Genomic DNA, 22,853 nt, shown 5'->3' with positions numbered 1-22,853 from the left:
CACTACGGGTGGATCCTTGATCCATACAAACGCGATCCGGCCGTGGCCGGTTCCCCGCCCCAGCCTGGCAAGGCGGGTGCCGGACGGCCACCCCCCGGCACCACTCGTCTCCAGTACCCTCGGACGGCATGATCGCGACCCCCGACCGTACGCCCCTGTCCAGGGAGTTCTTCGACCGGCCCGTCCTCGATGTCGCCCCCGACCTGCTCGGCCGCATCCTGGTACGCAGCACCCCGGACGGTCCGATCGCCCTCCGCCTCACCGAGGTCGAGGCCTACGACGGCGCCGACGACCCCGGCTCCCACGCCTATCGCGGCCGTACGGCCCGCAACGACGTGATGTTCGGTCCGCCCGGTCATGTGTACGTCTACTTCACCTATGGCATGTGGTTCTGCATGAACCTGGTCTGCGGCCCGGAGGGAAAGGCGAGCGCGGTCCTGCTCCGGGCCGGAGAGATCATCGAGGGCGCCGAGCTGGCCCGGACCCGTCGACTCTCGGCCCGCAATGACAAGGAACTGGCCAAAGGCCCGGCCCGGCTGGCCACGGCCCTGAACGTGGACCGCTCCCTGGACGGCACGGACGCGTGCACCTCCGAGGACACCCCGCTCCGCATGCTGACGGGCACTCCCGTGCCGTCCGACCAGGTACTCAACGGCCCCCGCACCGGTGTGGGGGGCGACGGGGCCGTGCACCCCTGGCGCTTCTGGGTCGCCAATGATCCGACGGTGAGCCCCTACCGAGCCCATGTCCCGAGGCGCCGCCGAAGTTGACGTGCCCTGCCGGAGTGCGTAATGTAGCCCGAGCCGCTGTTCCAGGTAGGGCACTCGCCCCGCAGTCGGAAGCGGCCAAACCACTACCCAGCGACTCCCCCCAGCAGGGGCGAATTCGACGTGCTCGCATGCCTGAATTCGACGCCGACAGACTCGATTATGAGTTGGACGGGGAATCCGCTAACGTAGTGAATGTCGAAAGGCCGACGAGCGAAAGCCCGGGCCGGAAGGCAAATCCCGCCGACAGGGAATCGGATCGAAAAGGATCTGATAGAGTCGGAAACGCAAGACCGAAGGGAAGCCCGGAGGAAAGCCCGAGAGGGTGAGTACAAAGGAAGCGACCGTTCCTTGAGAACTCAACAGCGTGCCAAAAGTCAACGCCAGATATGTTGATACCCCGTCCATCGGACAACCGATGGTCGAGGTTCCTTTGAAGAAAACACAGCGAGGACGCTGTGAACGGTCGGGCCTATTCCGCCTGACTGTTCCGCTCTCGTGCGTGTCATCCCGATCACGGGAAAACATTCACGGAGAGTTTGATCCTGGCTCAGGACGAACGCTGGCGGCGTGCTTAACACATGCAAGTCGAACGATGAACCACTTCGGTGGGGATTAGTGGCGAACGGGTGAGTAACACGTGGGCAATCTGCCCTGCACTCTGGGACAAGCCCTGGAAACGGGGTCTAATACCGGATACTGACCATCGCAGGCATCTGTGAGGGTCGAAAGCTCCGGCGGTGCAGGATGAGCCCGCGGCCTATCAGCTTGTTGGTGAGGTAATGGCTCACCAAGGCGACGACGGGTAGCCGGCCTGAGAGGGCGACCGGCCACACTGGGACTGAGACACGGCCCAGACTCCTACGGGAGGCAGCAGTGGGGAATATTGCACAATGGGCGAAAGCCTGATGCAGCGACGCCGCGTGAGGGATGACGGCCTTCGGGTTGTAAACCTCTTTCAGCAGGGAAGAAGCGAAAGTGACGGTACCTGCAGAAGAAGCGCCGGCTAACTACGTGCCAGCAGCCGCGGTAATACGTAGGGCGCGAGCGTTGTCCGGAATTATTGGGCGTAAAGAGCTCGTAGGCGGCTTGTCACGTCGGTTGTGAAAGCCCGGGGCTTAACCCCGGGTCTGCAGTCGATACGGGCAGGCTAGAGTTCGGTAGGGGAGATCGGAATTCCTGGTGTAGCGGTGAAATGCGCAGATATCAGGAGGAACACCGGTGGCGAAGGCGGATCTCTGGGCCGATACTGACGCTGAGGAGCGAAAGCGTGGGGAGCGAACAGGATTAGATACCCTGGTAGTCCACGCCGTAAACGGTGGGCACTAGGTGTGGGCAACATTCCACGTTGTCCGTGCCGCAGCTAACGCATTAAGTGCCCCGCCTGGGGAGTACGGCCGCAAGGCTAAAACTCAAAGGAATTGACGGGGGCCCGCACAAGCGGCGGAGCATGTGGCTTAATTCGACGCAACGCGAAGAACCTTACCAAGGCTTGACATACACCGGAAAACCCTGGAGACAGGGTCCCCCTTGTGGTCGGTGTACAGGTGGTGCATGGCTGTCGTCAGCTCGTGTCGTGAGATGTTGGGTTAAGTCCCGCAACGAGCGCAACCCTTGTCCCGTGTTGCCAGCAGGCCCTTGTGGTGCTGGGGACTCACGGGAGACCGCCGGGGTCAACTCGGAGGAAGGTGGGGACGACGTCAAGTCATCATGCCCCTTATGTCTTGGGCTGCACACGTGCTACAATGGCCGGTACAATGAGCTGCGATACCGCGAGGTGGAGCGAATCTCAAAAAGCCGGTCTCAGTTCGGATTGGGGTCTGCAACTCGACCCCATGAAGTCGGAGTCGCTAGTAATCGCAGATCAGCATTGCTGCGGTGAATACGTTCCCGGGCCTTGTACACACCGCCCGTCACGTCACGAAAGTCGGTAACACCCGAAGCCGGTGGCCCAACCCCTTGTGGGAGGGAGCCGTCGAAGGTGGGACTGGCGATTGGGACGAAGTCGTAACAAGGTAGCCGTACCGGAAGGTGCGGCTGGATCACCTCCTTTCTAAGGAGCACTTCTTACCGAGTCCTTCGGGATGAGGTCAGAGGCCAGCATGCGAGCGAACGTCTCGCACTGGTTGCTCATGGGTGGAACGTTGACTACTCGGCACACTTGATCGTCTTCTCCTTCTAGTACTGCTCTTCGGAGCGTGGAACGTTGAGGGAAGCGGGGAGTGTGTCGGGCACGCTGTTGGGTGTCTGAAGGTACGGCCGATTCGGCTGCCTTCAGCGCCGGCCCCGGTGAAGCATCGCGTGAGTGGTGTGTGACGGGTGGCTGGTCGTTGTTTGAGAACTGCACAGTGGACGCGAGCATCTGTGGCCAAGTTTTTAAGGGCGCACGGTGGATGCCTTGGCACCAGGAACCGATGAAGGACGTGGGAGGCCACGATAGTCCCCGGGGAGTCGTCAACCAGGCTTTGATCCGGGGGTTTCCGAATGGGGAAACCCGGCAGTCGTCATGGGCTGTCACCCATGCCTGAACACATAGGGCATGTGGAGGGAACGCGGGGAAGTGAAACATCTCAGTACCCGCAGGAAGAGAAAACAACCGTGATTCCGGGAGTAGTGGCGAGCGAAACCGGATGAGGCTAAACCGTATACGTGTGAGACCCGGCAGGGGTTGCGTATGCGGGGTTGTGGGATCTCTCTTTCACGGTCTGCCGGCCGTGGGACGAGTCAGAAACCGTTGATGTAGGCGAAGGACATGCGAAAGGTCCGGCGTAGAGGGTAAGACCCCCGTAGTCGAAACGTCAGCGGCTCGTTTGAGAGACACCCAAGTAGCACGGGGCCCGAGAAATCCCGTGTGAATCTGGCGGGACCACCCGCTAAGCCTAAATATTCCCTGGTGACCGATAGCGGATAGTACCGTGAGGGAATGGTGAAAAGTACCCCGGGAGGGGAGTGAAATAGTACCTGAAACCGTGTGCCTACAAGCCGTGGGAGCGTCGGATGGAAGCTTGCTTCCATCTCGTGACTGCGTGCCTTTTGAAGAATGAGCCTGCGAGTTTGCGGTGTGTTGCGAGGTTAACCCGTGTGGGGAAGCCGTAGCGAAAGCGAGTCCGAATAGGGCGACTGAGTAGCACGCTCAAGACCCGAAGCGGAGTGATCTAGCCATGGGCAGGTTGAAGCGGAGGTAAGACTTCGTGGAGGACCGAACCCACCAGGGTTGAAAACCTGGGGGATGACCTGTGGTTAGGGGTGAAAGGCCAATCAAACTCCGTGATAGCTGGTTCTCCCCGAAATGCATTTAGGTGCAGCGTCGTGTGTTTCTTGCCGGAGGTAGAGCACTGGATAGGCGATGGGCCCTACCGGGTTACTGACCTTAGCCAAACTCCGAATGCCGGTAAGTGAGAGCGCGGCAGTGAGACTGTGGGGGATAAGCTCCATGGTCGAGAGGGAAACAGCCCAGAGCATCGACTAAGGCCCCTAAGCGTACGCTAAGTGGGAAAGGATGTGGAGTCGCAGAGACAACCAGGAGGTTGGCTTAGAAGCAGCCACCCTTGAAAGAGTGCGTAATAGCTCACTGGTCTAGTGATTCCGCGCCGACAATGTAGCGGGGCTCAAGCGTACCGCCGAAGTCGTGTCATTCACACATGAGGGCCAACGCCTGTGTGGATGGGTAGGGGAGCGTCGTGTGCCGGGTGAAGCAGCCGCGGAAGCGAGTTGTGGACGGTTCACGAGTGAGAATGCAGGCATGAGTAGCGATTCACACGTGAGAAACGTGTGCGCCGATTGACTAAGGGTTCCTGGGTCAAGCTGATCTGCCCAGGGTAAGTCGGGACCTAAGGCGAGGCCGACAGGCGTAGTCGATGGATAACCGGTTGATATTCCGGTACCCGCTGTGAAGCGTCAAACATCGAGCATCGTGATGCTAAGGCCGTGAAGCCGCCCCGGAGCCTTCGGGCAAAGGGGAGTGGTGGAGCCGCCGAACCAAGCGGTTAGTAGGTGAGTGATGGGGTGACGCAGGAAGGTAGTCCATCCCGGGCGGTGGTTGTCCCGGGGTAAGGGTGTAGGCCGTGCGATAGGCAAATCCGTCGCACATAAGGCTGAGACCTGATGCCGAGCCGATTGTGGTGAAGTGGATGATCCTATGCTGTCGAGAAAAGCCTCTAGCGAGTTTCATGGCGGCCCGTACCCTAAACCGACTCAGGTGGTCAGGTAGAGAATACCGAGGCGTTCGGGTGAACTATGGTTAAGGAACTCGGCAAAATGCCCCCGTAACTTCGGGAGAAGGGGGGCCACACCTGGTGATCCGTTTTGCACGGTGAGCTGGGGGTGGCCGCAGAGACCAGCGAGAAGCGACTGTTTACTAAAAACACAGGTCCGTGCGAAGCCGTAAGGCGATGTATACGGACTGACGCCTGCCCGGTGCTGGAACGTTAAGGGGACCGGTTAGCTCCATTTCGGTGGGGCGAAGCTGAGAACTTAAGCGCCAGTAAACGGCGGTGGTAACTATAACCATCCTAAGGTAGCGAAATTCCTTGTCGGGTAAGTTCCGACCTGCACGAATGGCGTAACGACTTCTCGACTGTCTCAACCATAGGCCCGGTGAAATTGCACTACGAGTAAAGATGCTCGTTTCGCGCAGCAGGACGGAAAGACCCCGGGACCTTTACTACAGTTTGATATTGGTGTTCGGTTCGGCTTGTGTAGGATAGCTGGGAGACTGTGAACTCTGGACGCCAGTTCAGGGGGAGTCGTCGTTGAAATACCAGTCTGGTCGTGCTGGATGTCTAACCTGGGTCCGTGATCCGGATCAGGGACAGTGTCTGATGGGTAGTTTAACTGGGGCGGTTGCCTCCTAAAGAGTAACGGAGGCGCCCAAAGGTTCCCTCAGCCTGGTTGGCAATCAGGTGTTGAGTGTAAGTGCACAAGGGAGCTTGACTGTGAGACCGACGGGTCGAGCAGGGACGAAAGTCGGGACTAGTGATCCGGCGGTGGCTTGTGGAAGCGCCGTCGCTCAACGGATAAAAGGTACCCCGGGGATAACAGGCTGATCTTCCCCAAGAGTCCATATCGACGGGATGGTTTGGCACCTCGATGTCGGCTCGTCGCATCCTGGGGCTGGAGTCGGTCCCAAGGGTTGGGCTGTTCGCCCATTAAAGCGGTACGCGAGCTGGGTTTAGAACGTCGTGAGACAGTTCGGTCCCTATCCGCTGTGCGCGTAGGAATATTGAGAAGGGCTGTCCCTAGTACGAGAGGACCGGGACGGACGAACCTCTGGTGTGCCAGTTGTTCTGCCAAGGGCATGGCTGGTTGGCTACGTTCGGGAGGGATAACCGCTGAAAGCATCTAAGCGGGAAGCCTGCTTCGAGATGAGTATTCCCACCTCCTTGAGAGGGTAAGGCTCCCAGTAGACGACTGGGTTGATAGGCCGGATATGGAAGCACGGTAACGTGTGGAGTTGACCGGTACTAATAAGCCGAGGGCTTGTCCTCAGTTGCTCGCGTCCACTGTGTTAGTTCTGAGACAACGAACAGTTGTCGGCTTTTGAGCAGAACAAACAATTGAAGAGTGTGCTTGTTCGCTCGAAACCATTAGGGTTTCGGTGGTTATAGCGTAGGGGAAACGCCCGGTTACATTCCGAACCCGGAAGCTAAGCCTTACAGCGCCGATGGTACTGCAGGGGGGACCCTGTGGGAGAGTAGGACGCCGCCGAACAATCTTTGGAAGGACCCTTGGTCCCAGCGTTCAGCTGGGACCAAGGGTCCTTTTTGTTTTTGCAGTGCGCGCTGGGCACCCGGCTGCGCGAGAATGACTTGCGGTACCGAAGACAGGAGTCACCATGTCCACCAACTCTCCCGACGACCGACCGGAGCGCGACCAGCGACGGGAGGGGGACCGGGGCGACCGCAACGACCGCGGCGGTCAGCGCGGGGGCCGCGGGGACCGTGGCGGCTTCCGTCGCGATGACCGTGGCGATCGTGGCGGCTTCCGTCGTGATGACAGCCGTAGTGGTGACAGCCGTAGTGGTGACAGCCGTGGCGGTGACAGCCGTGGTGGTGGGTACGGTCGGCGTGATGACCGGGACCGTGGACCGCGCAGGGACGACCGCGACCGCGGCGGCTTCCGCGGCCGTGACGACCGAGGCGAGCGTCCGCCCTTCCGGCGTGACGACCGCGACGGCCGTGGTGAGCGTCGCGACGACCGGGACCGTGGTGGTTACCGCCGTGACGACAGCCGTGGTGGTGACAGCCGTGGTGGTGGGTACGGCCGGCGTGATGACCGGGACCGTGGACCGCGCAGGGACGACCGCGACCGCGGCGGCTTCCGCGGCCGTGACGACCGCGGTGACCGCCCCGCCTTCCGGCGTGACGACCGAGGCGATCGCCCCGCCTTCCGACGCGACGACCGTCGGGATGACAGGCGGGACGACCGGCGTGATGACCGGCGTGGCGAGAGGCGTGACGGCGATCGCGGTGGGTTCCCCCGCCGCGACGACCGCCGCGACGACCGCCGTGACGACCGTGGTGGCTTCCGTCGCGACGACAACCGCGACCGTGGCTTCCGTAGCGACGACCGGGATCGCTCCAGGGACGGTGACCGCGGCTTCCGGCGTGACGACCGCGGTGGTTTCCGCGGCCGTGACGACCGCCGTGATGACCGACGCGACGAGCGCCGTGGCGATGACCGCGGGGAGCGCGGCGGTTTCCGGCGCGACGACGCGGGGCGCGGCGGGCGCCCCGGCTTCCGCCGTGACGACGGGCCTCGCAGCGACCGTGGAGACTTCCGGCGGGACGACAACCGCGGCGACCGCGGTGACCGTGGTGGTTTCCGCGGGCGTGACGACCGCCGTGACGACCGCGGCGGACGCGGTCCCCGACGGGACGACCGGGGCGACCGCGGCTTCCGGCGTGAAGGCGACCGGCGTGAAGGCGACCGAGGTGGCTTCCGGGGCCGGGACGACCGGCGTGGTCCCGGCCGGTTCCGTGAGGAGCGGGAGCGGGACAGGGAGCCCATCAAGCGGCTGCCGATCCCCGAGGACGTCACGGGCGACGAGATCGACAAGGACGTACGGCAGGAGCTGCAGAGCCTGCCCAAGACGCTCGCCGAGGACGTCGCCAGGAACCTGGTGATGGTCGCGCGGCTCCTCGACGAGGACCCCGAGGGCGCGTACGGCTACTCGAGGGTGGCGCTGCGACTGGCGTCGCGTGTCGCCGCCGTACGGGAGGCCGCCGGGTTCGCCGCGTACGCCAACCAGAAGTACGGCGAGGCGCTGGCCGAGTTCCGGGCCGCGAAGCGGATGACCGGGAACATCGACCTGTGGCCCGTCATGGCCGACTGCGAGCGTGGGCTCGATCGGCCGGAGAAGGCGCTCGACATGGCCGGGGCGCCCGAGGTGCACAAGCTCGACAAGGCGGGGCAGGTCGAGATGCGGCTCGTCGCGGCCGGTGCGCGGCGGGACCTGGGGCAGCTGGACGCGGCCATCGTGACGCTGCAGAGCCCTGAGCTGGCCGCCAACTCCGTGCAGCCGTGGACCGCGCGCCTGCGGTACGCCTACGCCGACGCGCTGCTCGCCGCCGGGCGGGAGAGCGAGGCGCGTGAGTGGTTCGCCAAGGCCGTCGAGGCCGACCGCGACGGCAGCACCGACGCCTCGGACCGGCTCGCCGAGCTCGACGGCGTGGAGTTCGTGGACGCCATGGCCGGCGACGCGGACGCGGACGACCAGGTCCAGGCACCGGCCGCGCCGAAGGCGGACGAGGCCGACGTCGAGGGCGAGAACGACGTCGAGGGCGAGAACCACAAGGACTGACGTCCAGGACGAAGGGGCGGGATCCCGGCTGTGAGGCCTGGGGATCCCGCCCCTTCGTCGTGTCGGCGCCGAATCTCGTCCTGTCAGAGGTCCAGCGCCCGCAGGACCAGACCCGTCGCCGGTTTCGGGCCGAACGACGTCGACTTGCGGGGCATCGTGACCCCCTGACGGGCCAGGTCGCGGACGACCTCCTCGCGGACCGGGTGCATCAGGACGGCCGTGCCACCGTCGCGTTCCGCCTTCTCCACCGTGGCCGCCGTGTCGTGGATGTAGGCGATGTGGGCAGGGGAGTCCTCGGAGATGTGCCAGACGTGCTCGAGGAGCGTGGCGTGCAGGACCGTCGCGTCCAGGGTGCGCCAGGCGGCGGGACGGTCGGCGGGGATCGTACGGGCCAGCAGGCCCGGGTCCGGCCGGTCGACCAGGTGGAAGGCACCGTCGCCGGCCAGCAGGAAGGCGTTGCCGGAGCAGGCCGCGTCGGCGAGCGTGTCGCGGGCCTCGGCCAGCGGGACGTCGAGGCGGCGCACGCGGAAGTGTCCTTCCAGGGCGGCCACGGCGTCGGCGACCGGCAGGCCGTGCAGGAGGCGGTGGATGGCGCGGACCCGCAGGGGGTAGCGGGCCGTGTCGACGAGGAGGACCAGGCCGTGGTCCCACGGGCTGGGCGAGGGGTGCTCGCTGCGGAGGCGGCGGTAGGTCGCCCAGCGGTGGTGGCCGTCGGCGATGAGGGCCTGGTGCCGCGCCAGGTCCGACTGGATCGCGGCCAGGTCGTCGGGGGCGGTGACCGACCACAGACGATGGCTGAAACCGTCCTCCGTGGTGGTCGCGAGGAGCGGGGGCCGGCCGGCGGTGCGCTCGATCAGGTCCGCCGTGGTCGTCGTCGAGCTGTCGCCCCGGTACGTGAGCAGCAGGGGTTCGAGGTTGGCCGACGTGGCGCGCATCAGGGCGGCGCGGTCGGCGACGATGTGCGGCATGACGTCCTCGTGCGGCAGCACCACCTGCTCGGCGGGGTCCGAGACGCGCAGGGCGCCGATGATGCCGCGTTGCAGCATGCCGTTGCCGTCCTGCTGCTCGTAGACGTAGAGGCCGGGTTCCGGGTCGGTGGTCAGGACGCCCTCGGACAGCCAGCGGCGCAGGGTGTCGGCGGCCCGTTCGTTGCGGGCGCTGGGCGTCGCGGCCTGGGGGAGGATCAGGCGGACGATGTTGTGCGGGTCGGCGGACTCGAGGTGGTGCAGGCCGTCGGGGCGCACCACGACGTCGTAGGGCGGGGATGTGACGGCGGCAAGGCTGCCGACCCGGTCGGGGTCGTAACGAAGGCCTCGGAACGGGGTGAGTTCCAGGCCTCGGTGCGCCGTTGCCTCCGGGTGACCTGCTGTCTTCATCAGGGCATCGTACGGCTGTCAGCGGCATGGGGGATGATCGGGGGAAAGCCGTCGAACGAGGAGCGATGCGGGATGAGCCGGAGCGTCAGGACGAGGCCCGAGGGCAGTGGCCAGGCCCTGAGCGAGGCGTACGACACGGCCCTGCTCGATCTGGACGGAGTGGTGTACGCGGGCGGGAACGCGATCGCGCACGCGGTCGAGTCGCTGGCCACGGCCCGGGAGGGCGGTATGCGCCTGGCGTACGTGACGAACAACGCGCTGCGGACCCCGGACACCGTGGCCGGGCATCTGACGGAGCTGGGGATACCGACGGGTGCGGAGGACGTCATCACCTCGGCGCAGGCGGTCGCGCGGCTGATCAGCGAGCAGGTGCCGCAGGGTGCCCGCGTGCTGGTCATCGGCGGTGAGGGGCTGCGGGTCGCGTTGCGCGAGCGCGGGCTGGTGCCCGTGGAGTCGGCGGACGACGATCCGGCGGCGGTGGTGCAGGGATTCGGCGGGCCCGATCTGCCGTGGGGCCGGTTCGCCGAGGCGTCCTACGCGGTGGCGCGCGGTGTGCCGTGGTTCGCCTCCAACACCGACCTGACGATCCCGAGCGGGCGCGGGATCGCGCCGGGCAACGGAGCCGCGGTGGAGGTCGTGCGGATCGCCACGGGCGCGGAGCCGCAGGTCGCGGGCAAGCCGCTGCCGCCGATGCACCGCGAGACCATTCTGCGCACCGGTGCGCAGCGGCCGCTGGTGGTCGGGGACCGGCTGGACACGGACATCGAGGGCGCGTTCAACGGGGAGGTCGACTCGCTGCTGGTCCTGACCGGCGTGACCGACGGCGCGCAGCTGCTGGCCGCTCCGCCGCAGCACCGGCCGACGTATGTGGACGCCGATCTGCGCGGGTTGCTCGGCGGTCAGCCGGACGTCGTCGAGACCGGCGAGGGCGGGTTCCGGTGCGGCGGCTGGACGGCGACGGCCGGGGCGGACCGGCTGGAGCTCGACGGAGAGGGTGAGGCTCTGGACGGGCTGCGCGCGCTGTGTGCCGTGGCGTGGACGGCGGCCGGTGAGGGTGTGTGCGAGCTGGACGGGGGGAAGGCGCTGGCGCGGCTCGGTCTCTGAGGGCCTGTCAGTGCCGGGTGGCGGGTCGGAGGCGGGGGCAGGCCTCCTAGGCGGGAAGTTCGGAGGCAGGCGAAGGTCCCGCGGCGGCCGGGTCGGAGGCCGGGGTAGGCCTCCCAGGCGGGCGGTCGGGGCAGGGGTAGACCTCCGCGGTGGGAAGTTCGGAGGCAGGGAAGGGCCTTCGCGGCGGGCGGGTCGGAGGCGCGGGCAGGCCTCCGGATCTTGCTCGGATGCGAGGGTAGGCTAACCTAACTGCGTGTTGGTCGAGAGTCCCCCCGAACCGCGCGCGGAGACCGCCCCCGCGCCCCCGACCCGACGGGTGGTCCGAGCCTTCGGGCTCCTGCTGTCCGTGGCGATCCTGGTGCTCGTCGCGCTGACGAGTATCGCGATCGGAGCGAAAGAGCTGTCGCTCGGCCAGGTCTGGCACGGCCTGTTCGAGGACTCGGGGACCTACGGCGACGTCGTCGTGGCGGAGCGGCTGTCGCGGACGCTGCTCGGGCTGCTCGCCGGCGCCGCTCTCGGCCTGGCCGGGGCGGTCCTGCAAGCGCTCACGCGCAACCCGCTGGCTGACCCCGGGCTGCTCGGCATCAACGCGGGAGCGTCCGCCGCGGTCGTCACGGCCATCACGTACTTCGGGGTCACCTCGCTCAGCGGCTACGTCTGGTTCGCGTTCTTCGGCGCGGCCGCGGTCGGCGCGCTGGTCTGGTTCCTCGGTGGCAGCCGGGGTGCGACGCCGGTGCGGCTCGCGCTCGCCGGTACGGCCATCAGCGCCGCGCTGTACGGCTACCTCCAGGCCGTGATGATCATGGACGAGGCGGCGCTCGGCAAGATGCGCTTCTGGACGGTCGGTTCGCTGGCCTCGGCCACGAACTCGACCATCACACAGGTCCTGCCGTTCCTGCTGGCCGGCACGGTCCTGGCCCTGGCCTTGGCCCGGCCGCTCAACGCCATGGCCATGGGCGACGACACCGCCAAGGCCCTCGGAGCCAATCTCAACCGCACGCGGGCGCTGTCCATGCTGGCCGCGACCGTGCTGTGCGGGGCCGCGACCGCGGCCTGCGGGCCGATCGTGTTCGTCGGGCTGATGGTGCCGCACGTCGTGCGCTCCTTCACCGGGCCCGACCTGCGCTGGATCCTGCCGTACGCGGCGATCCTGTCGCCCGTGCTGCTGCTCGGCGCCGACGTCCTCGGGCGGATCGTGGCCCGGCCCTCGGAGCTCCAGGTGGGCATCGTCACCGCGATCCTCGGCGGGCCGGTGTTCATCTTTCTCGTACGACGGCGGAGGACGGCGCAGCTGTGAAGACCACCAACCGTGCCGTACGGACCCCGGGCGGGCTCTCGATACGCGTGGACGTGCGGGCCGTCACCGTCGTGCTCCTGCTGCTCGTCGCGGCGCTCGCGGCGAGTGTCGTGCTCATCGGCACCGGCGACTTCCCGATCCCGGCCGCCGACGTGCTGCGCACGCTGGTCGGCGAGGGCAACCCGGGCCAGGAGTTCATCGTCAACGAGCTGCGGCTGCCAAGGGTTCTGGTCGGGCTGCTGGTCGGCGCCTCGCTGGGCCTCGGCGGCGCGCTGTTCCAGGCCATCTCCCGTAACCCGCTGGGCAGTCCGGACGTGCTCGGCCTCGGGCAGGGGGCGACGGCCGGTGCCCTCGCGGTGATCGTGCTGACCTCCGGCAGCGCCAACCAGGTCGCCGCCGGGGCGCTGGTGGGCGGCCTGGTGACCGGCCTCGCCATCTACGTGCTGGCCTGGAAGCGGGGGGTGCACGGCTACCGGCTGGTCCTGGTCGGAATCGGTGTCTCCGCGATCGTCACGGCCGTCAACGGCTACCTGCTGACCATGTCCGACATCGTGGAGGCGGCCCGCGCGGTCGTGTGGATGACCGGCTCTCTCGACGGCCGGGACTGGGAGCAGGTGTGGCCGCTGCTCGCCCTGACCGCCGTGCTGGTGCCGCTCGTCCTCGTCAACGCGCGCGGGCTGCGGATGATGGAGATGGGCGACGACGTGTCGTACGCCCTCGGGGTGCGGGTCGAGCGGGTGCGGCTGCTGCTGATGGTGGCGGCCGTGCTGCTCACCGCGTCGGCCACCGCCGCGGCCGGTCCCGTCAGCTTCGTCGCGCTCACCGCGCCGCAGCTGGCCCGGCGCCTGACCCGCTCGCCCGGGCCGAACCTGCTGCCCTCGCTGTGCATGGGCGCCACCCTGCTGGTCGTCGCCGACTGGGTCTCGCAGCGGGCGTTCGGCGCCGAGCAGCTGCCCGTGGGCGTGGTCACCGGCGTACTCGGCGGGGTCTACCTGCTGTGGCTGCTGGTCAGCGAGCGCAGGGCGGGCCGGATATGAGGGCCGGCAAGAGCGCCGAGAGCAGCACCAGCCGCGGACTGAACAACCGAAGGAGCCCCGTGAACCGCCTGTCCGCCGAGAACGTCACCCTCGCCTACGACCAGCGGGTCATCGCCGAGCAACTGTCGGTGGAGATACCCGACCAGTCGTTCACGGTGATCGTCGGTCCCAACGCCTGCGGCAAGTCGACGCTGCTGCGGGCGCTGTCGCGGATGCTCAAGCCGAGCGAGGGCCGGGTGCTGCTGGACGGCAACGTCATCCAGTCCATGCCCGCCAAGAAGGTCGCGCGGACCCTCGGGCTGCTGCCCCAGTCGTCCGTCGCACCCGACGGCATCACGGTCGCCGACCTCGTCGGCCGGGGCCGCTACCCGCACCAGGGCATCCTGCGCCAGTGGTCGACGGAGGACGAGCGGGTGGTCCAGGAGTCCATGCGGCAGACGGGCGTCGCCGAACTCGGCGACCGCTACGTCGACGAGCTCTCGGGCGGTCAGCGCCAGCGCGTGTGGATCGCCATGGCCCTCGCCCAGCAGACGCCGCTGCTGCTGCTCGACGAGCCGACGACGTACCTGGACATCCAGCACCAGATCGACGTCCTGGACCTGTGCGCCGAGCTGCACGAGGAGCAGGGGCGCACGCTCGTCGCCGTATTGCACGACCTGAACCACGCCGCCCGCTACGCCACCCACCTCATCGCCCTGCGCGAGGGCCGGGTGATCGCCGAGGGCGCACCGAAGGACATCGTCACGGCCGGACTCGTCGAGGAGGTCTTCGGGCTGCGCTGCCAGGTCATCGACGACCCGGAGACGGGGACACCGCTGGTCGTTCCCGCGGCCCGCAAGGCCCGGGCCGGGTCCGCGGTCGGGAAGGCAGCGGCTACAGAAGCTTCCTGAGCTGGAGCAGGTCGCGCACGCCCGCGTGCAGCTTCACCCGGCCCGAGCCCCAGGCCTTGGCGAAGTGCAGCTCGCCGCCGACCAGGGCCACCAGGTCGTCACCCGTCATGGCGAGTCTGATCTCGGCCCTGCCGGGCGGCGGCCCCTGCACCGTGTCGTGCACCTCGATCCGACCGCCGCGCATCCGGCCGACGAAGGTGACGTCGAGGTCCGTGATGTGGCAGCTCACCGAGCGGTCCAGGGCCGCGGCGTCGCGGACGTCTCCTTCGGCGCGCTGCATGTTGTCCGAAAGCTTGTCGAGTGCGCTGCGGCACTCCTCGATCGTGGCCATCGCGGTCGACGGTACCGCAGCGGTTCGCGGTAGCGTCGGGGCATGGACGACGCAGTTCCCGAGGCCCCTCCGGCGGCGGAGGAGGAGCCGGCGCACGACCCCGCCGCCCCCGCTCCCCTGAACGTGCCCCGCACGCCCACCGGCGACGCCGATGTGGACGCCGCCCTGGGCCGGCTCGGCGACGCGGACCACCTCGCCACGGACGGGCACATGGACGTGTACGAGGATGTACACCGGGGGCTGCGCGACGCGCTCACCGCGCTCGACGCCCGCCCGGGACCTCCGGTGCCCCCGCGGCCGTACGAGCACAGGAGCTGAACCGAACGTGGCAGGAGTCGCACGTCGCCGTCTGGACGCGGAGCTGGTCCGCCGGAAGCTCGCGCGCTCGCGTGAGCACGCCGCGCAGCTGATCGCCGCGGGGCGGGTCTCCGTCGGCAAGACCGTCGCGACCAAACCCGCCACCCAGGTGGAGACCGCTGCCGCCATCGTGGTGGCCCAGGACGACAGCGACCCGGACTACGTCTCGCGCGGCGGTCACAAGCTGGCCGGCGCGCTCGAGGTGTTCGGCCCGCAGGGGCTGCCCGTCGAGGGGCGCAGGGCGCTCGACGCGGGCGCCTCCACCGGCGGTTTCACCGACGTCCTGCTGCGGGCGGGCGCCGCCCACGTCGTCGCCGTGGACGTCGGATACGGACAACTCGCGTGGTCCCTCCAGAAGGATGAACGCGTCACCGTCAAGGACCGTACGAACGTACGCGAGTTGACGCTTGAAGCGATCGATGGGGAGCCAGTGGATCTTGTCGTGGGGGATCTGTCCTTCATCCCGCTCGGGCTGGTCCTGCCCGCCCTGGTGCGGTGCGTGAAGCCGGACGCCGACCTGGTGATGATGGTCAAGCCGCAGTTCGAGGTGGGGAAGGAGCGTCTCGGCAGCGGGGGAGTGGTACGCAGCACCCAGCTGCGGGCCGAAGCGGTACGGGGGGTGGCCGAGAAGGCCTGGGGACTGGGGCTCGGGGTGAAGGGTGTGACGGCCAGTCCGCTGCCCGGGCCGTCGGGGAATGTCGAATACTTCTTGTGGCTGAGGTCCGGGGCACCGGCGCTGGACCCGGCCGACGCAGACCGTGCAGTGGCGGAGGGGCCGCGTTGACCGAGAACCGAGCTCGTACTGTTTTCCTGCTCGCCCACACGGGCCGGCCCGCGGCCGTGCGCAGTGCCGAGCTGGTGGTGAAGGGGCTGCTGCGCTCCGGCCTCGGCGTGCGCGTCCTGGAGGCCGAGGCGCGCGACCTGCCCCTGCCGGCGGAGGTGGAGCTGGTCAAGGAGGCCACTCCGCAGTGCCTCGACGGGTGCGAGCTGCTCATCGTGCTGGGCGGCGACGGCACGCTGCTGCGCGGCGCCGAGTTCGCGCGGGCGTCGGGCGTGCCGATGCTCGGCGTCAACCTCGGGCGCGTCGGGTTCCTCGCGGAGGCCGAGCGCGACGACCTCGACAAGGTCGTCGACCGGGTGGTGACCAAGGCGTACGAGGTCGAGGAACGGATGACCGTCGACGTCGTCGTGCACCGCAACGGGGACATCGTGCACACGGACTGGGCGCTGAACGAGGCGGCCGTGCAGAAGGTGTCCGCCGAGCGGATGCTGGAGGTCGTCCTGGAGATCGACGGGCGGCCGGTGACGGGGTTCGGCTGCGACGGGATCGTCTGCGCGACGCCCACGGGGTCGACGGCGTACGCCTTCTCGGCGGGCGGGCCGGTGGTGTGGCCGGAGGTCGAGGCCCTGCTGATGGTGCCGATCTCCGCGCACGCGCTGTTCGCCAAGCCGCTCGTGACATCGCCGGATTCCGTGTTGGCTGTGGAGGTTCTGCCCCACGTTCCGCCGGGTGTGCTGTGGTGTGACGGGCGGCGGACGGTGGAGTTGCCGCCCGGGGCGAGGGTCGAGGTGCGGCGGGGTGCCGTGCCGGTGCGGTTGGCGCGGCTGCATCACGCGTCCTTCACGGACCGGCTGGTGGCCAAGTTCGCGCTGCCTGTTTCCGGGTGGAGGGGCGCACCTCATTAGGGGTGGATGCTCGTCGTCCGCGGGTGCGGGTGCTCTGTGGCTTGTCGCGCCTACGTGGCGGAGCCGCACATCGGTACAGCCCCGCGCCCCCAGGGGCCGATCACCACTCTCGTGGGTGACAGGGGCGGGCCGGTCGCACTCGCCCGCCCGGACCTCGTAAGGTCGTGTCCGTGTTGGAGGAGATGCGGATACGGTCGCTGGGCGTGATTGACGACGCCGTGGTCGAGCTGTCGCCCGGGTTCACCGCGGTCACCGGTGAGACGGGTGCGGGCAAGACCATGGTGGTCACCAGCCTGGGGTTGCTGCTGGGTGGGCGGGCCGACCCCGCGCTCGTGCGGATCGGGGCCGGCAAGGCCGTCGTGGAGGGGCGGATCACCGTCCCCCGCGACGCCACGGCCGCGGTACGCGCCGAGGAGGCCGGGGCCGAGCTCGACGACGGGGCCCTGCTGATCAGCCGTACCGTTTCCGCCGAGGGGCGCTCGCGGGCGCACCTGGGCGGGCGGAGCGTGCCCGTGGGCGTACTGGCCGAGCTCGCCGACGAGCTGGTGGCCGTGCACGGGCAGACCGACCAGCAGGGGCTGCTCAAGCTGTCCCGGCAGCGGCAGGCGCTCGACCGGTACGCGGGCGACGCGGTCGGCGGGCCGCTGGCCAAGTACGGCGAGGCGTACAAGCGGCTGCGGGCCGTCTCCGCCGAACTCGACGAGATCACCACCCGGGCGCGTGAACGGGCCCAGGAGGCCGACCTGCTGCGCTTCGGGCTCGACGAGATCGCCGCCGTCGAACCCCGCGCCGGTGAGGACGTGGAGCTCGCCGAGGAGGCCGAGCGGCTCGGGCACGCCGAGGCGCTGGCGTCCGCCGCCGCGGCCGCGCACGCCGCCCTCGCGGGCAACCCCGAGGACCCCGAGGGCGTCGACGCCGGGACGCTCGTCGCGGGCGCCCAGCGGGCCCTGGACGCCGTACGGTCGCACGATCCGGCACTGGCCGCGCTCGCGGACCGCATCGGAGAGATCGGGATCCTGCTGCGCGACGCGGCGGGGGACCTGGCCGGGTACGCCGACGACCTGGACGCCGATCCGCTGCGGCTGGCGGCCGTCGAGGAGCGGCGGGCCGCGCTCACCGGGCTGATGCGCAAGTACGGCGAGGACATCGCCACCGTGCTGGCGTGGGCCGAGCGGAGTGCCGCCCGGCTGACCGAACTCGACGGCGACGACGAGCGGATCGGGGAGCTGACCGCCGAACGGGACGCCCTGCGGTCGGAGCTGGGCGGGCTGGCGCAGGCGTTGACGGACGCCCGGACGGAGGCCGCCGAGCGGTTCGCCGCCGCGGTGACCGCCGAGCTGGCCTCGCTCGCCATGCCGCACGCGCGCGTGTCCTTCGACATCCGGCAGACCGAGGACCCCGAGGGCGTCGAGGTCGGCGGCCGTCCGGTCGCCTACGGCCCCGCCGGCGCCGACGAGGTCGAGCTGCTGCTCGCCCCGCACCCGGGCGCGCCGCCCCGGCCGATCGCCAAGGGCGCGTCCGGCGGTGAACTGTCGCGCGTGATGCTGGCCGTGGAGGTCGTGTTCGCGGGGACGGATCCCGTGCCGACGTACCTCTTCGACGAGGTCGACGCAGGGGTCGGCGGCAAGGCGGCGGTCGAGATCGGCCGGCGGCTCGCACGGCTGGCGAAGAGCGCACAGGTCGTGGTCGTGACGCACCTGCCCCAGGTGGCCGCCTTCGCCGACCGGCAGCTGCTGGTCGAGAAGACCAACGACGGGTCCGTGACCCGCTCGGGCGTCAAGGTCCTCGAGGGCGAGGACCGGGTGCGGGAGCTGTCCCGCATGCTCGCCGGCCAGGAGGACTCCGAGACGGCCCGCGCGCACGCGGAGGAGCTGCTCGCGGCGGCCCGGGCGGACGGCTAGCAGGAAGCCGCGCACCGGCGGCGGTGCGCCAAGGCCGGGCGGGTCGCCCGATTTCACTCGTGTGGGTGACCCGGCCCGGCGCATTCCCCCGCTGCCGCGCCTCGCTGTCGCGCTGCGGGGGTCCGGGCGTTCCCGGAACGCCCGTGTGTCCTGGCATCCTTGGCGGAGTACGCGTCGTGACCGCCCGACCCGAACCAGGAGCCCGGCCACGTGACCCCCGTGAGCAGCCCCTCACCGCACGGCCAGTTGCCGCTGCGCACCGTGCAGGTGCTGGGCGGAGGCAATGCCGCCAGCAGTGCGCATGTGCGCTCGCTGGCCGCGGGGCTCGTCGCACGGGGCGTGAAAGTCACGGTGTGCGCCCCCTATGAGGCCGACCGCGCCTATGACTTCAGCGGTGTCGGGGCCGACCATGTGCATGTGCCGCGCAGCAGCGACCCGGTGTCCGTGGCGGCCCTGCGGGCGGCCTGCGCCAACGCCGACCTGGTGCACGCGCACGGACTGCACGCCTCCTTCCGCACCGTGATGGCCCTCAGCGGACGGCGGGTGCGCACCCCGCTGGTCGTGACGTGGCACGACCGGGCGCATGCCGACGGGGCGCGTGCCCACATGCTGCGGGTCCTGGAGCGCAGGGTGGTGAAGGCGGCCACCGTCGTGCTGGGCACGACCTCGCCGCTCGTGGACCGGGCCCGGCTCACCGGCGCACGGGACGCCCGGCTCGCGGCCGTCGCGCTGCCCGGCCCCCGAAGGCCCCTGGAGCCCGACGACCCGGACCGGCTGCGGCCCAAGGTGCGCGCCGAACTCGGCGCCATCGGACGGCCCTTGCTGGTCGCCGTCGGCTCCCTGGAACGGCACCGCGGCTACGACGTGCTGCTGGACGCCGCGCGCGCCTGGCGCCGGCTCGATCCCGTGCCCCTGGTGGTGATCGCGGGGGAGGGGTCGCTGCGCGGTGAACTCCAGGGGCGCATCGAGGAGGAGGGGCTGCCGGTCCGGCTCATCGGGCGGCGCGACGACGTCACCGACCTGCTCGCCGCCGCCGACCTCGCCCTGCTGCCGAGCCGCTGGGAGGCGCGCTCCGTCCTCGCCCAGGAAGCCCTCCACGCGCGCGTGCCGCTCGTCGCGACGAACGTCGGCGGCATCCCCGAACTCGTCGGCGACGCGGCCGAACTCGTCCCGTACGGGGACGCGAAGGCCCTCGCCGAATCCGTCGTACGGCTGCTCGGCGACCGGACCCGCCGGGACACGCTGACCGCCAAAGGCGCCCGGCAGGCGGCCGGCTGGCCGACCGAGGACGAGACGGTCGCCCAAGTGCTCAGCGTGTACGACGAGTTGACCCAGCCCCTGCCCCTGCCCTAGCAGTCCTACGGGACGTGTCTGCGGGCCCGCAGAGCCAGGCTCAGGGCCAGGACCGTCTGCGGGTCGTCGAGGTCCGTGCCCAGCAACTCCCCGATGCGCGCCAGCCGGTTGTACAGCGTCTGCCGGTTCAGATGCAGCTCCCGGGCCGTCTCCGCCTTGCGCCCCGCGTGGGCGAGGTAAGTCGTCAGCGTGGGCAGCAGCGGCGGCCGGGAGCGGCGGTCGTGCTCCAGGAGCGGACCGAGGGCCCGGTCGACGAAGGCCGCCAGGTCCGGATGGTCGCGCAACCGCCACAGCAGCAGGTCGATGTCGAGGCGGCGGGCGTCGTACCAGGGCCGGTCCGGCAGGCCCTGTGCCGCCGTGGCCGTCTCGGCCGCGTGCCGCAGACCCGAGGCCGCGGCCGGCCAGCCCCCGGCCGTCCCCACGACCACCACGGGCGGCTGCCCGCCCGGCCGCGGCATCCCGGCCCGGCCCACACCGGCCCGCAGCGCCGCCGCGACCCGGTCCGCGACCGCCGCCCGCTCCGACTCCGCCCGCAGCCCGAGCAGCACCAGCACCCGGCCCTCCACCGGCCGTACGCCGAGCAGCACCGGCACCCCCACCGCCGCCAGCTCCTCCGAGATCGCCCGGGCCAGCACCGCCCAGCCGCCGCCCGAGGACAGGGTGTCCCCGAGCCGCATCACGACCGGCAGCAGCGGCCCTTCACCCGGCCGGAAGCCCAGTACGCGTGCCTGCGCCGGGGCGTCCTCGGCCGTCACCCGGCCCTCGGCGAGGTCGGTGAGGAAGTCGCCCCGCCCGCGCGCCGCCAGCTCCTCCTCCTGGCGGGCCTGCATCAGCACCACGGCCAGGATGCCCGCGGCCCGCTCGGCCGCCATCCGGTGCACTGGAGCCGGCGAAGTGCGCACGGGCAGCAGGACCAGACGTGCCCGGACGCCCCCGCTGCCGGGCCCGCCGCCCGGCACGTCCACCAGCACCGAACCCGCGAGCGGCGGCTCGTCCTTGTGCTGGCCGCGCAGCCCCTCCCACACCTGGAGCGGGTCCGCGCCCTCGGGACCGGCCCCGGCCGCGTACAGCAACTGCCCGTCCGCCGTCTCCAGGAACACCGGGTTTCCGGCGAAGTCGGCCAGGATGCCGAGCACTTGGGGCACACCGCCGCCGCCCAGCACGGCCTGCGTGCAGCGCCGGTGCACCTCCTCGGCCCGCTGGAGCAGGGCGTAGTGGCCGTTGACGATCTCGGTGTGGACCTCTTCCGTGACCGTGACGAAGGCGACCTCGCGGTGCAGTTGGACCAGCGGCAGCCCGGCCGCCCGTGCCGTGTCGACGAGGGCCGCGGGCAGCCGGGTGAAGCGCGGACCGAGCTCCACGACCAGGGCCGCGATGCCGCGCTCGGCCAGGGTGCGCACGAACGCCCGCTGCTCGGCGGGGCGGGTGCCCAGGCCGTAGCCCGTGGTCAGCAGGAGTTCGCCGCCCTTGAGCAGGGAGGCGATGTGCGGCACCTCGCCGGCGTGCACCCAGCGCACGGTCCGTCCCAGCCGCTCGGTGCCCGCCAGGACCTCGGGCAGCCCGCTGCGCAGCCCCGGCAGCTCCAGCGCCCGCTGCACGGTGATCCCGGCGCCCTGAGTGTCGTAACCGCTGTCCGTCCCGCTGTCCATGTGCCGGACGCTACCCGCGCGGGTGCCCCCCGGACATCTCCGGACCGGCACCGGGACGATCACCTCCCGGATCCCGCCGTGGATCTCCCCGGATTACGGGGTGTGCGACCGGGTACGGGCGCCCCCATGGACATGAGCGTGGTCGCGGTGGGGCGGGAGGACGACGGTCCGGTCGAGGAGCCGTTGCGGGTCGCGCGGCTCGCCGACCGGCTCGGCTACCGGGAGGTGTGGGCGGGCGAGTGACCCACGTGGGACTCGTTCGTCCTGGCGACGGCCATCGGCGCCGCCACCGAGCAGGTCGCGCTGACCGCCGGACCCGTGCCGGTGTCGGTGCGCGACCCGCTCACCATCGTCCGGGGTGCCGCCTCCACCGCGGCCGTCACCGGCCGGCCCGTCGGCGTGGCCCTGGGCACCTCCAGCAAGCGCGTCGTCGAGGGTGTGCACGGCCGGCCGCGCACCCGGCCCGCCGCCGCCCTCGCGGAGTCGGCGGCGGCCGTCCGGGCGCTGATGCACAGCCTGCCCGGTGAGCCGATCGTGCCCGGCAGCGGCTTCCCGCGCCGGCTGCCGCCGCCCGGTGGCACCGTCACCGTCGCGGCCTTCGGGGAGCGGGCGGTCGCCGCGGCCGTCGCGCACGCCGACCGGATGCTGCTCGACCTCGTCTCGCCCGGGCAGGTCCGGATGCTGCGGGCCCGGATGCTCGCCGCCGCCGAGAGGGCGGGCCGTACGCCACCGCGGCTGGCCGCCTGGCTGCCCGCCGCCGTGGACCCGGAGCCGGAGTCGCTCACCCAGGTCCTGCGCAGCGTCGTCGGCTATCTCGCCGTGCCGGGCTACAGCGACATGTTCGTCGACGCCGGGTTCGCCGACGTCGTCGAGCTGGCCGCCAAGGGCGCCGACCCGGACACGCTGCTGCGGGCCCTGCCGCCCGAGGCCGCCGGCACGGTCGCCCTCGTCGGCGACCCGGACACCGTCCGCGCCCGCGTCGCCGCCTACGCCGAGGCCGGACTCGACGAGATAGCCCTCGTCCCGGCCACGGCAGGCGACCCGGCGGGAGAACGCACACTGACGGCCCTCAGGCCGGAGTGAGGCCGGGCGAAGGCAGCGGTCGGCGAGGGCGGGAGTGGCACACCGCGAGAGCCAGGGCGAGGCCCCCGCGAAGGCAGCTGTGAGGCCCCCGCCGGGGCAGCGGTGTGACCCCCCAGGAGCGCCGGGGCGAGGCCTCGTGCAGGCCGCGGTGGGCCCCCGCGAAGGCCGTACGGTGGGTCCCCGCGAGGGCCGGGATGAGGCTCGCTCAAGCTCGCGGCCCC

The 22,853-nt window shown here is 69.9% G+C and carries 15 protein-coding genes, 3 rRNA genes and 1 pseudogene; 16 read left to right on the top strand and 3 right to left on the bottom strand.

The genetic code is table 11. From position 1 onward, the window contains the following. The first annotated feature begins 128 nt into the window (after window positions 1–128). The 6 genes from IGS69_RS06765 to IGS69_RS34360 all read left to right on the top strand — a co-directional run bounded on the left by IGS69_RS06765 (window position 129) and on the right by IGS69_RS34360 (window position 8,568). Window positions 129–770 carry a DNA-3-methyladenine glycosylase gene (locus IGS69_RS06765; protein WP_190897704.1) on the top strand — a complete coding sequence of 214 codons (642 nt, stop codon included), beginning with the start codon at window positions 129–131 and terminating at the stop codon, window positions 768–770. 524 nt (window positions 771–1,294) lie between these two features. Then, window positions 1,295–2,820 (top strand): 16S ribosomal RNA (locus IGS69_RS06760). A 313-nt stretch (window positions 2,821–3,133) separates the two neighbouring features. Next, window positions 3,134–6,253 (top strand): 23S ribosomal RNA (locus IGS69_RS06755). A gap of 106 nt (window positions 6,254–6,359) precedes the next feature. Continuing rightward, window positions 6,360–6,476 (top strand): 5S ribosomal RNA (gene rrf, locus IGS69_RS06750). Together the 16S, 23S and 5S rRNA genes form the textbook arrangement of a ribosomal RNA operon. Window positions 6,477–6,724: 248 nt before the next feature. After that, complete coding sequence (locus IGS69_RS34365) at window positions 6,725–7,891, top strand: hypothetical protein (protein WP_194736249.1); 1,167 nt, start codon at window positions 6,725–6,727, stop codon at window positions 7,889–7,891. Next, complete coding sequence (locus IGS69_RS34360; protein WP_194736248.1) at window positions 7,783–8,568, top strand: tetratricopeptide repeat protein; 786 nt, start codon at window positions 7,783–7,785, stop codon at window positions 8,566–8,568. The genes IGS69_RS34365 and IGS69_RS34360 overlap by 109 nt, the downstream gene beginning before the upstream one ends. An 83-nt stretch (window positions 8,569–8,651) precedes the next feature. Here the strand turns inward: IGS69_RS34360 and IGS69_RS06740 are convergent, their stop codons facing one another. Then, window positions 8,652–9,944, bottom strand: coding sequence for a DUF1015 domain-containing protein (locus IGS69_RS06740; protein WP_190897702.1), 1,293 nt, complete (start codon window positions 9,942–9,944; stop codon window positions 8,652–8,654). A gap of 72 nt (window positions 9,945–10,016) precedes the next feature. On the opposite strand from IGS69_RS06740, the gene IGS69_RS06735 reads away from it, so the two are divergent. From IGS69_RS06735 to IGS69_RS06720, 4 genes are all read left to right on the top strand, one after another. After that, window positions 10,017–11,048 (top strand): HAD hydrolase-like protein, encoded by a 1,032-nt coding sequence (locus tag IGS69_RS06735; protein WP_190897701.1) that lies wholly within the window; start codon window positions 10,017–10,019, stop codon window positions 11,046–11,048. Between the two features lie 253 nt (window positions 11,049–11,301). Next, window positions 11,302–12,345 carry a FecCD family ABC transporter permease gene (locus tag IGS69_RS06730; RefSeq protein ID WP_190897700.1) on the top strand — a complete coding sequence of 348 codons (1,044 nt, stop codon included), beginning with the start codon at window positions 11,302–11,304 and terminating at the stop codon, window positions 12,343–12,345. After that, the gene (locus tag IGS69_RS06725) at window positions 12,342–13,382 is read left to right on the top strand and encodes a FecCD family ABC transporter permease (RefSeq protein ID WP_190897699.1); all 1,041 of its coding nucleotides are present in this window, start codon (window positions 12,342–12,344) and stop codon (window positions 13,380–13,382) included. The genes IGS69_RS06730 and IGS69_RS06725 overlap by 4 nt, the downstream gene beginning before the upstream one ends. Next, window positions 13,379–14,272, top strand: a complete 894-nt coding sequence (locus IGS69_RS06720; RefSeq protein ID WP_190897698.1) for an ABC transporter ATP-binding protein — start codon at window positions 13,379–13,381, stop codon at window positions 14,270–14,272. The genes IGS69_RS06725 and IGS69_RS06720 overlap by 4 nt, the downstream gene beginning before the upstream one ends. Here IGS69_RS06720 and IGS69_RS06715 read toward each other — a convergent pair. Then, a complete protein-coding gene (locus IGS69_RS06715) occupies window positions 14,256–14,603 on the bottom strand; it encodes a sterol-binding protein (protein ID WP_190897697.1) in 348 nt (115 codons plus the stop codon). The two genes, IGS69_RS06720 and IGS69_RS06715, sit on opposite strands and share 17 nt — an antisense overlap. Window positions 14,604–14,645: 42 nt before the next feature. Between IGS69_RS06715 and IGS69_RS06710 the strand changes: the two genes are divergently transcribed. The 5 genes from IGS69_RS06710 to IGS69_RS06690 all read left to right on the top strand — a co-directional run bounded on the left by IGS69_RS06710 (window position 14,646) and on the right by IGS69_RS06690 (window position 19,900). Further along, a complete protein-coding gene (locus IGS69_RS06710) occupies window positions 14,646–14,921 on the top strand; it encodes a hypothetical protein (RefSeq protein WP_190897696.1) in 276 nt (91 codons plus the stop codon). Window positions 14,922–14,928: 7 nt separating this feature from the next. Next, window positions 14,929–15,744: a TlyA family RNA methyltransferase gene (locus tag IGS69_RS06705; RefSeq protein WP_190897695.1), complete on the top strand. Its 816-nt coding sequence runs from the start codon at window positions 14,929–14,931 to the stop codon at window positions 15,742–15,744. After that, a complete protein-coding gene (locus tag IGS69_RS06700; RefSeq protein WP_190897693.1) occupies window positions 15,741–16,646 on the top strand; it encodes an NAD kinase in 906 nt (301 codons plus the stop codon). Before IGS69_RS06705 ends, IGS69_RS06700 begins: the two co-directional genes overlap by 4 nt. Window positions 16,647–16,828: 182 nt before the next feature. After that, on the top strand, window positions 16,829–18,547 hold the full coding sequence (gene recN, locus IGS69_RS06695; protein ID WP_190904404.1) for a DNA repair protein RecN: 1,719 nt from the start codon (window positions 16,829–16,831) through the stop codon (window positions 18,545–18,547). Window positions 18,548–18,757: 210 nt separating this feature from the next. Then, on the top strand, window positions 18,758–19,900 hold the full coding sequence (locus IGS69_RS06690) for a glycosyltransferase family 4 protein (RefSeq protein ID WP_190897692.1): 1,143 nt from the start codon (window positions 18,758–18,760) through the stop codon (window positions 19,898–19,900). A gap of 5 nt (window positions 19,901–19,905) precedes the next feature. Here the strand turns inward: IGS69_RS06690 and IGS69_RS06685 are convergent, their stop codons facing one another. Then, complete coding sequence (locus tag IGS69_RS06685) at window positions 19,906–21,549, bottom strand: PucR family transcriptional regulator (RefSeq protein ID WP_190897691.1); 1,644 nt, start codon at window positions 21,547–21,549, stop codon at window positions 19,906–19,908. A 258-nt stretch (window positions 21,550–21,807) separates the two neighbouring features. On the opposite strand from IGS69_RS06685, the pseudogene IGS69_RS06680 reads away from it, so the two are divergent. Further along, window positions 21,808–22,632: pseudogene (locus IGS69_RS06680) on the top strand (LLM class F420-dependent oxidoreductase); the annotation flags it as partial. Between the last annotated feature and the right edge of the window lie 221 nt (window positions 22,633–22,853).

Origin of the sequence: Streptomyces tuirus, from assembly GCF_014701095.1 — a bacterium.
GTDB lineage: Bacteria > Actinomycetota > Actinomycetes > Streptomycetales > Streptomycetaceae > Streptomyces > Streptomyces tuirus.
Note: the sequence above shows the minus strand (reverse complement) of the source record. Positions and strands in the feature narration are given on the sequence as shown.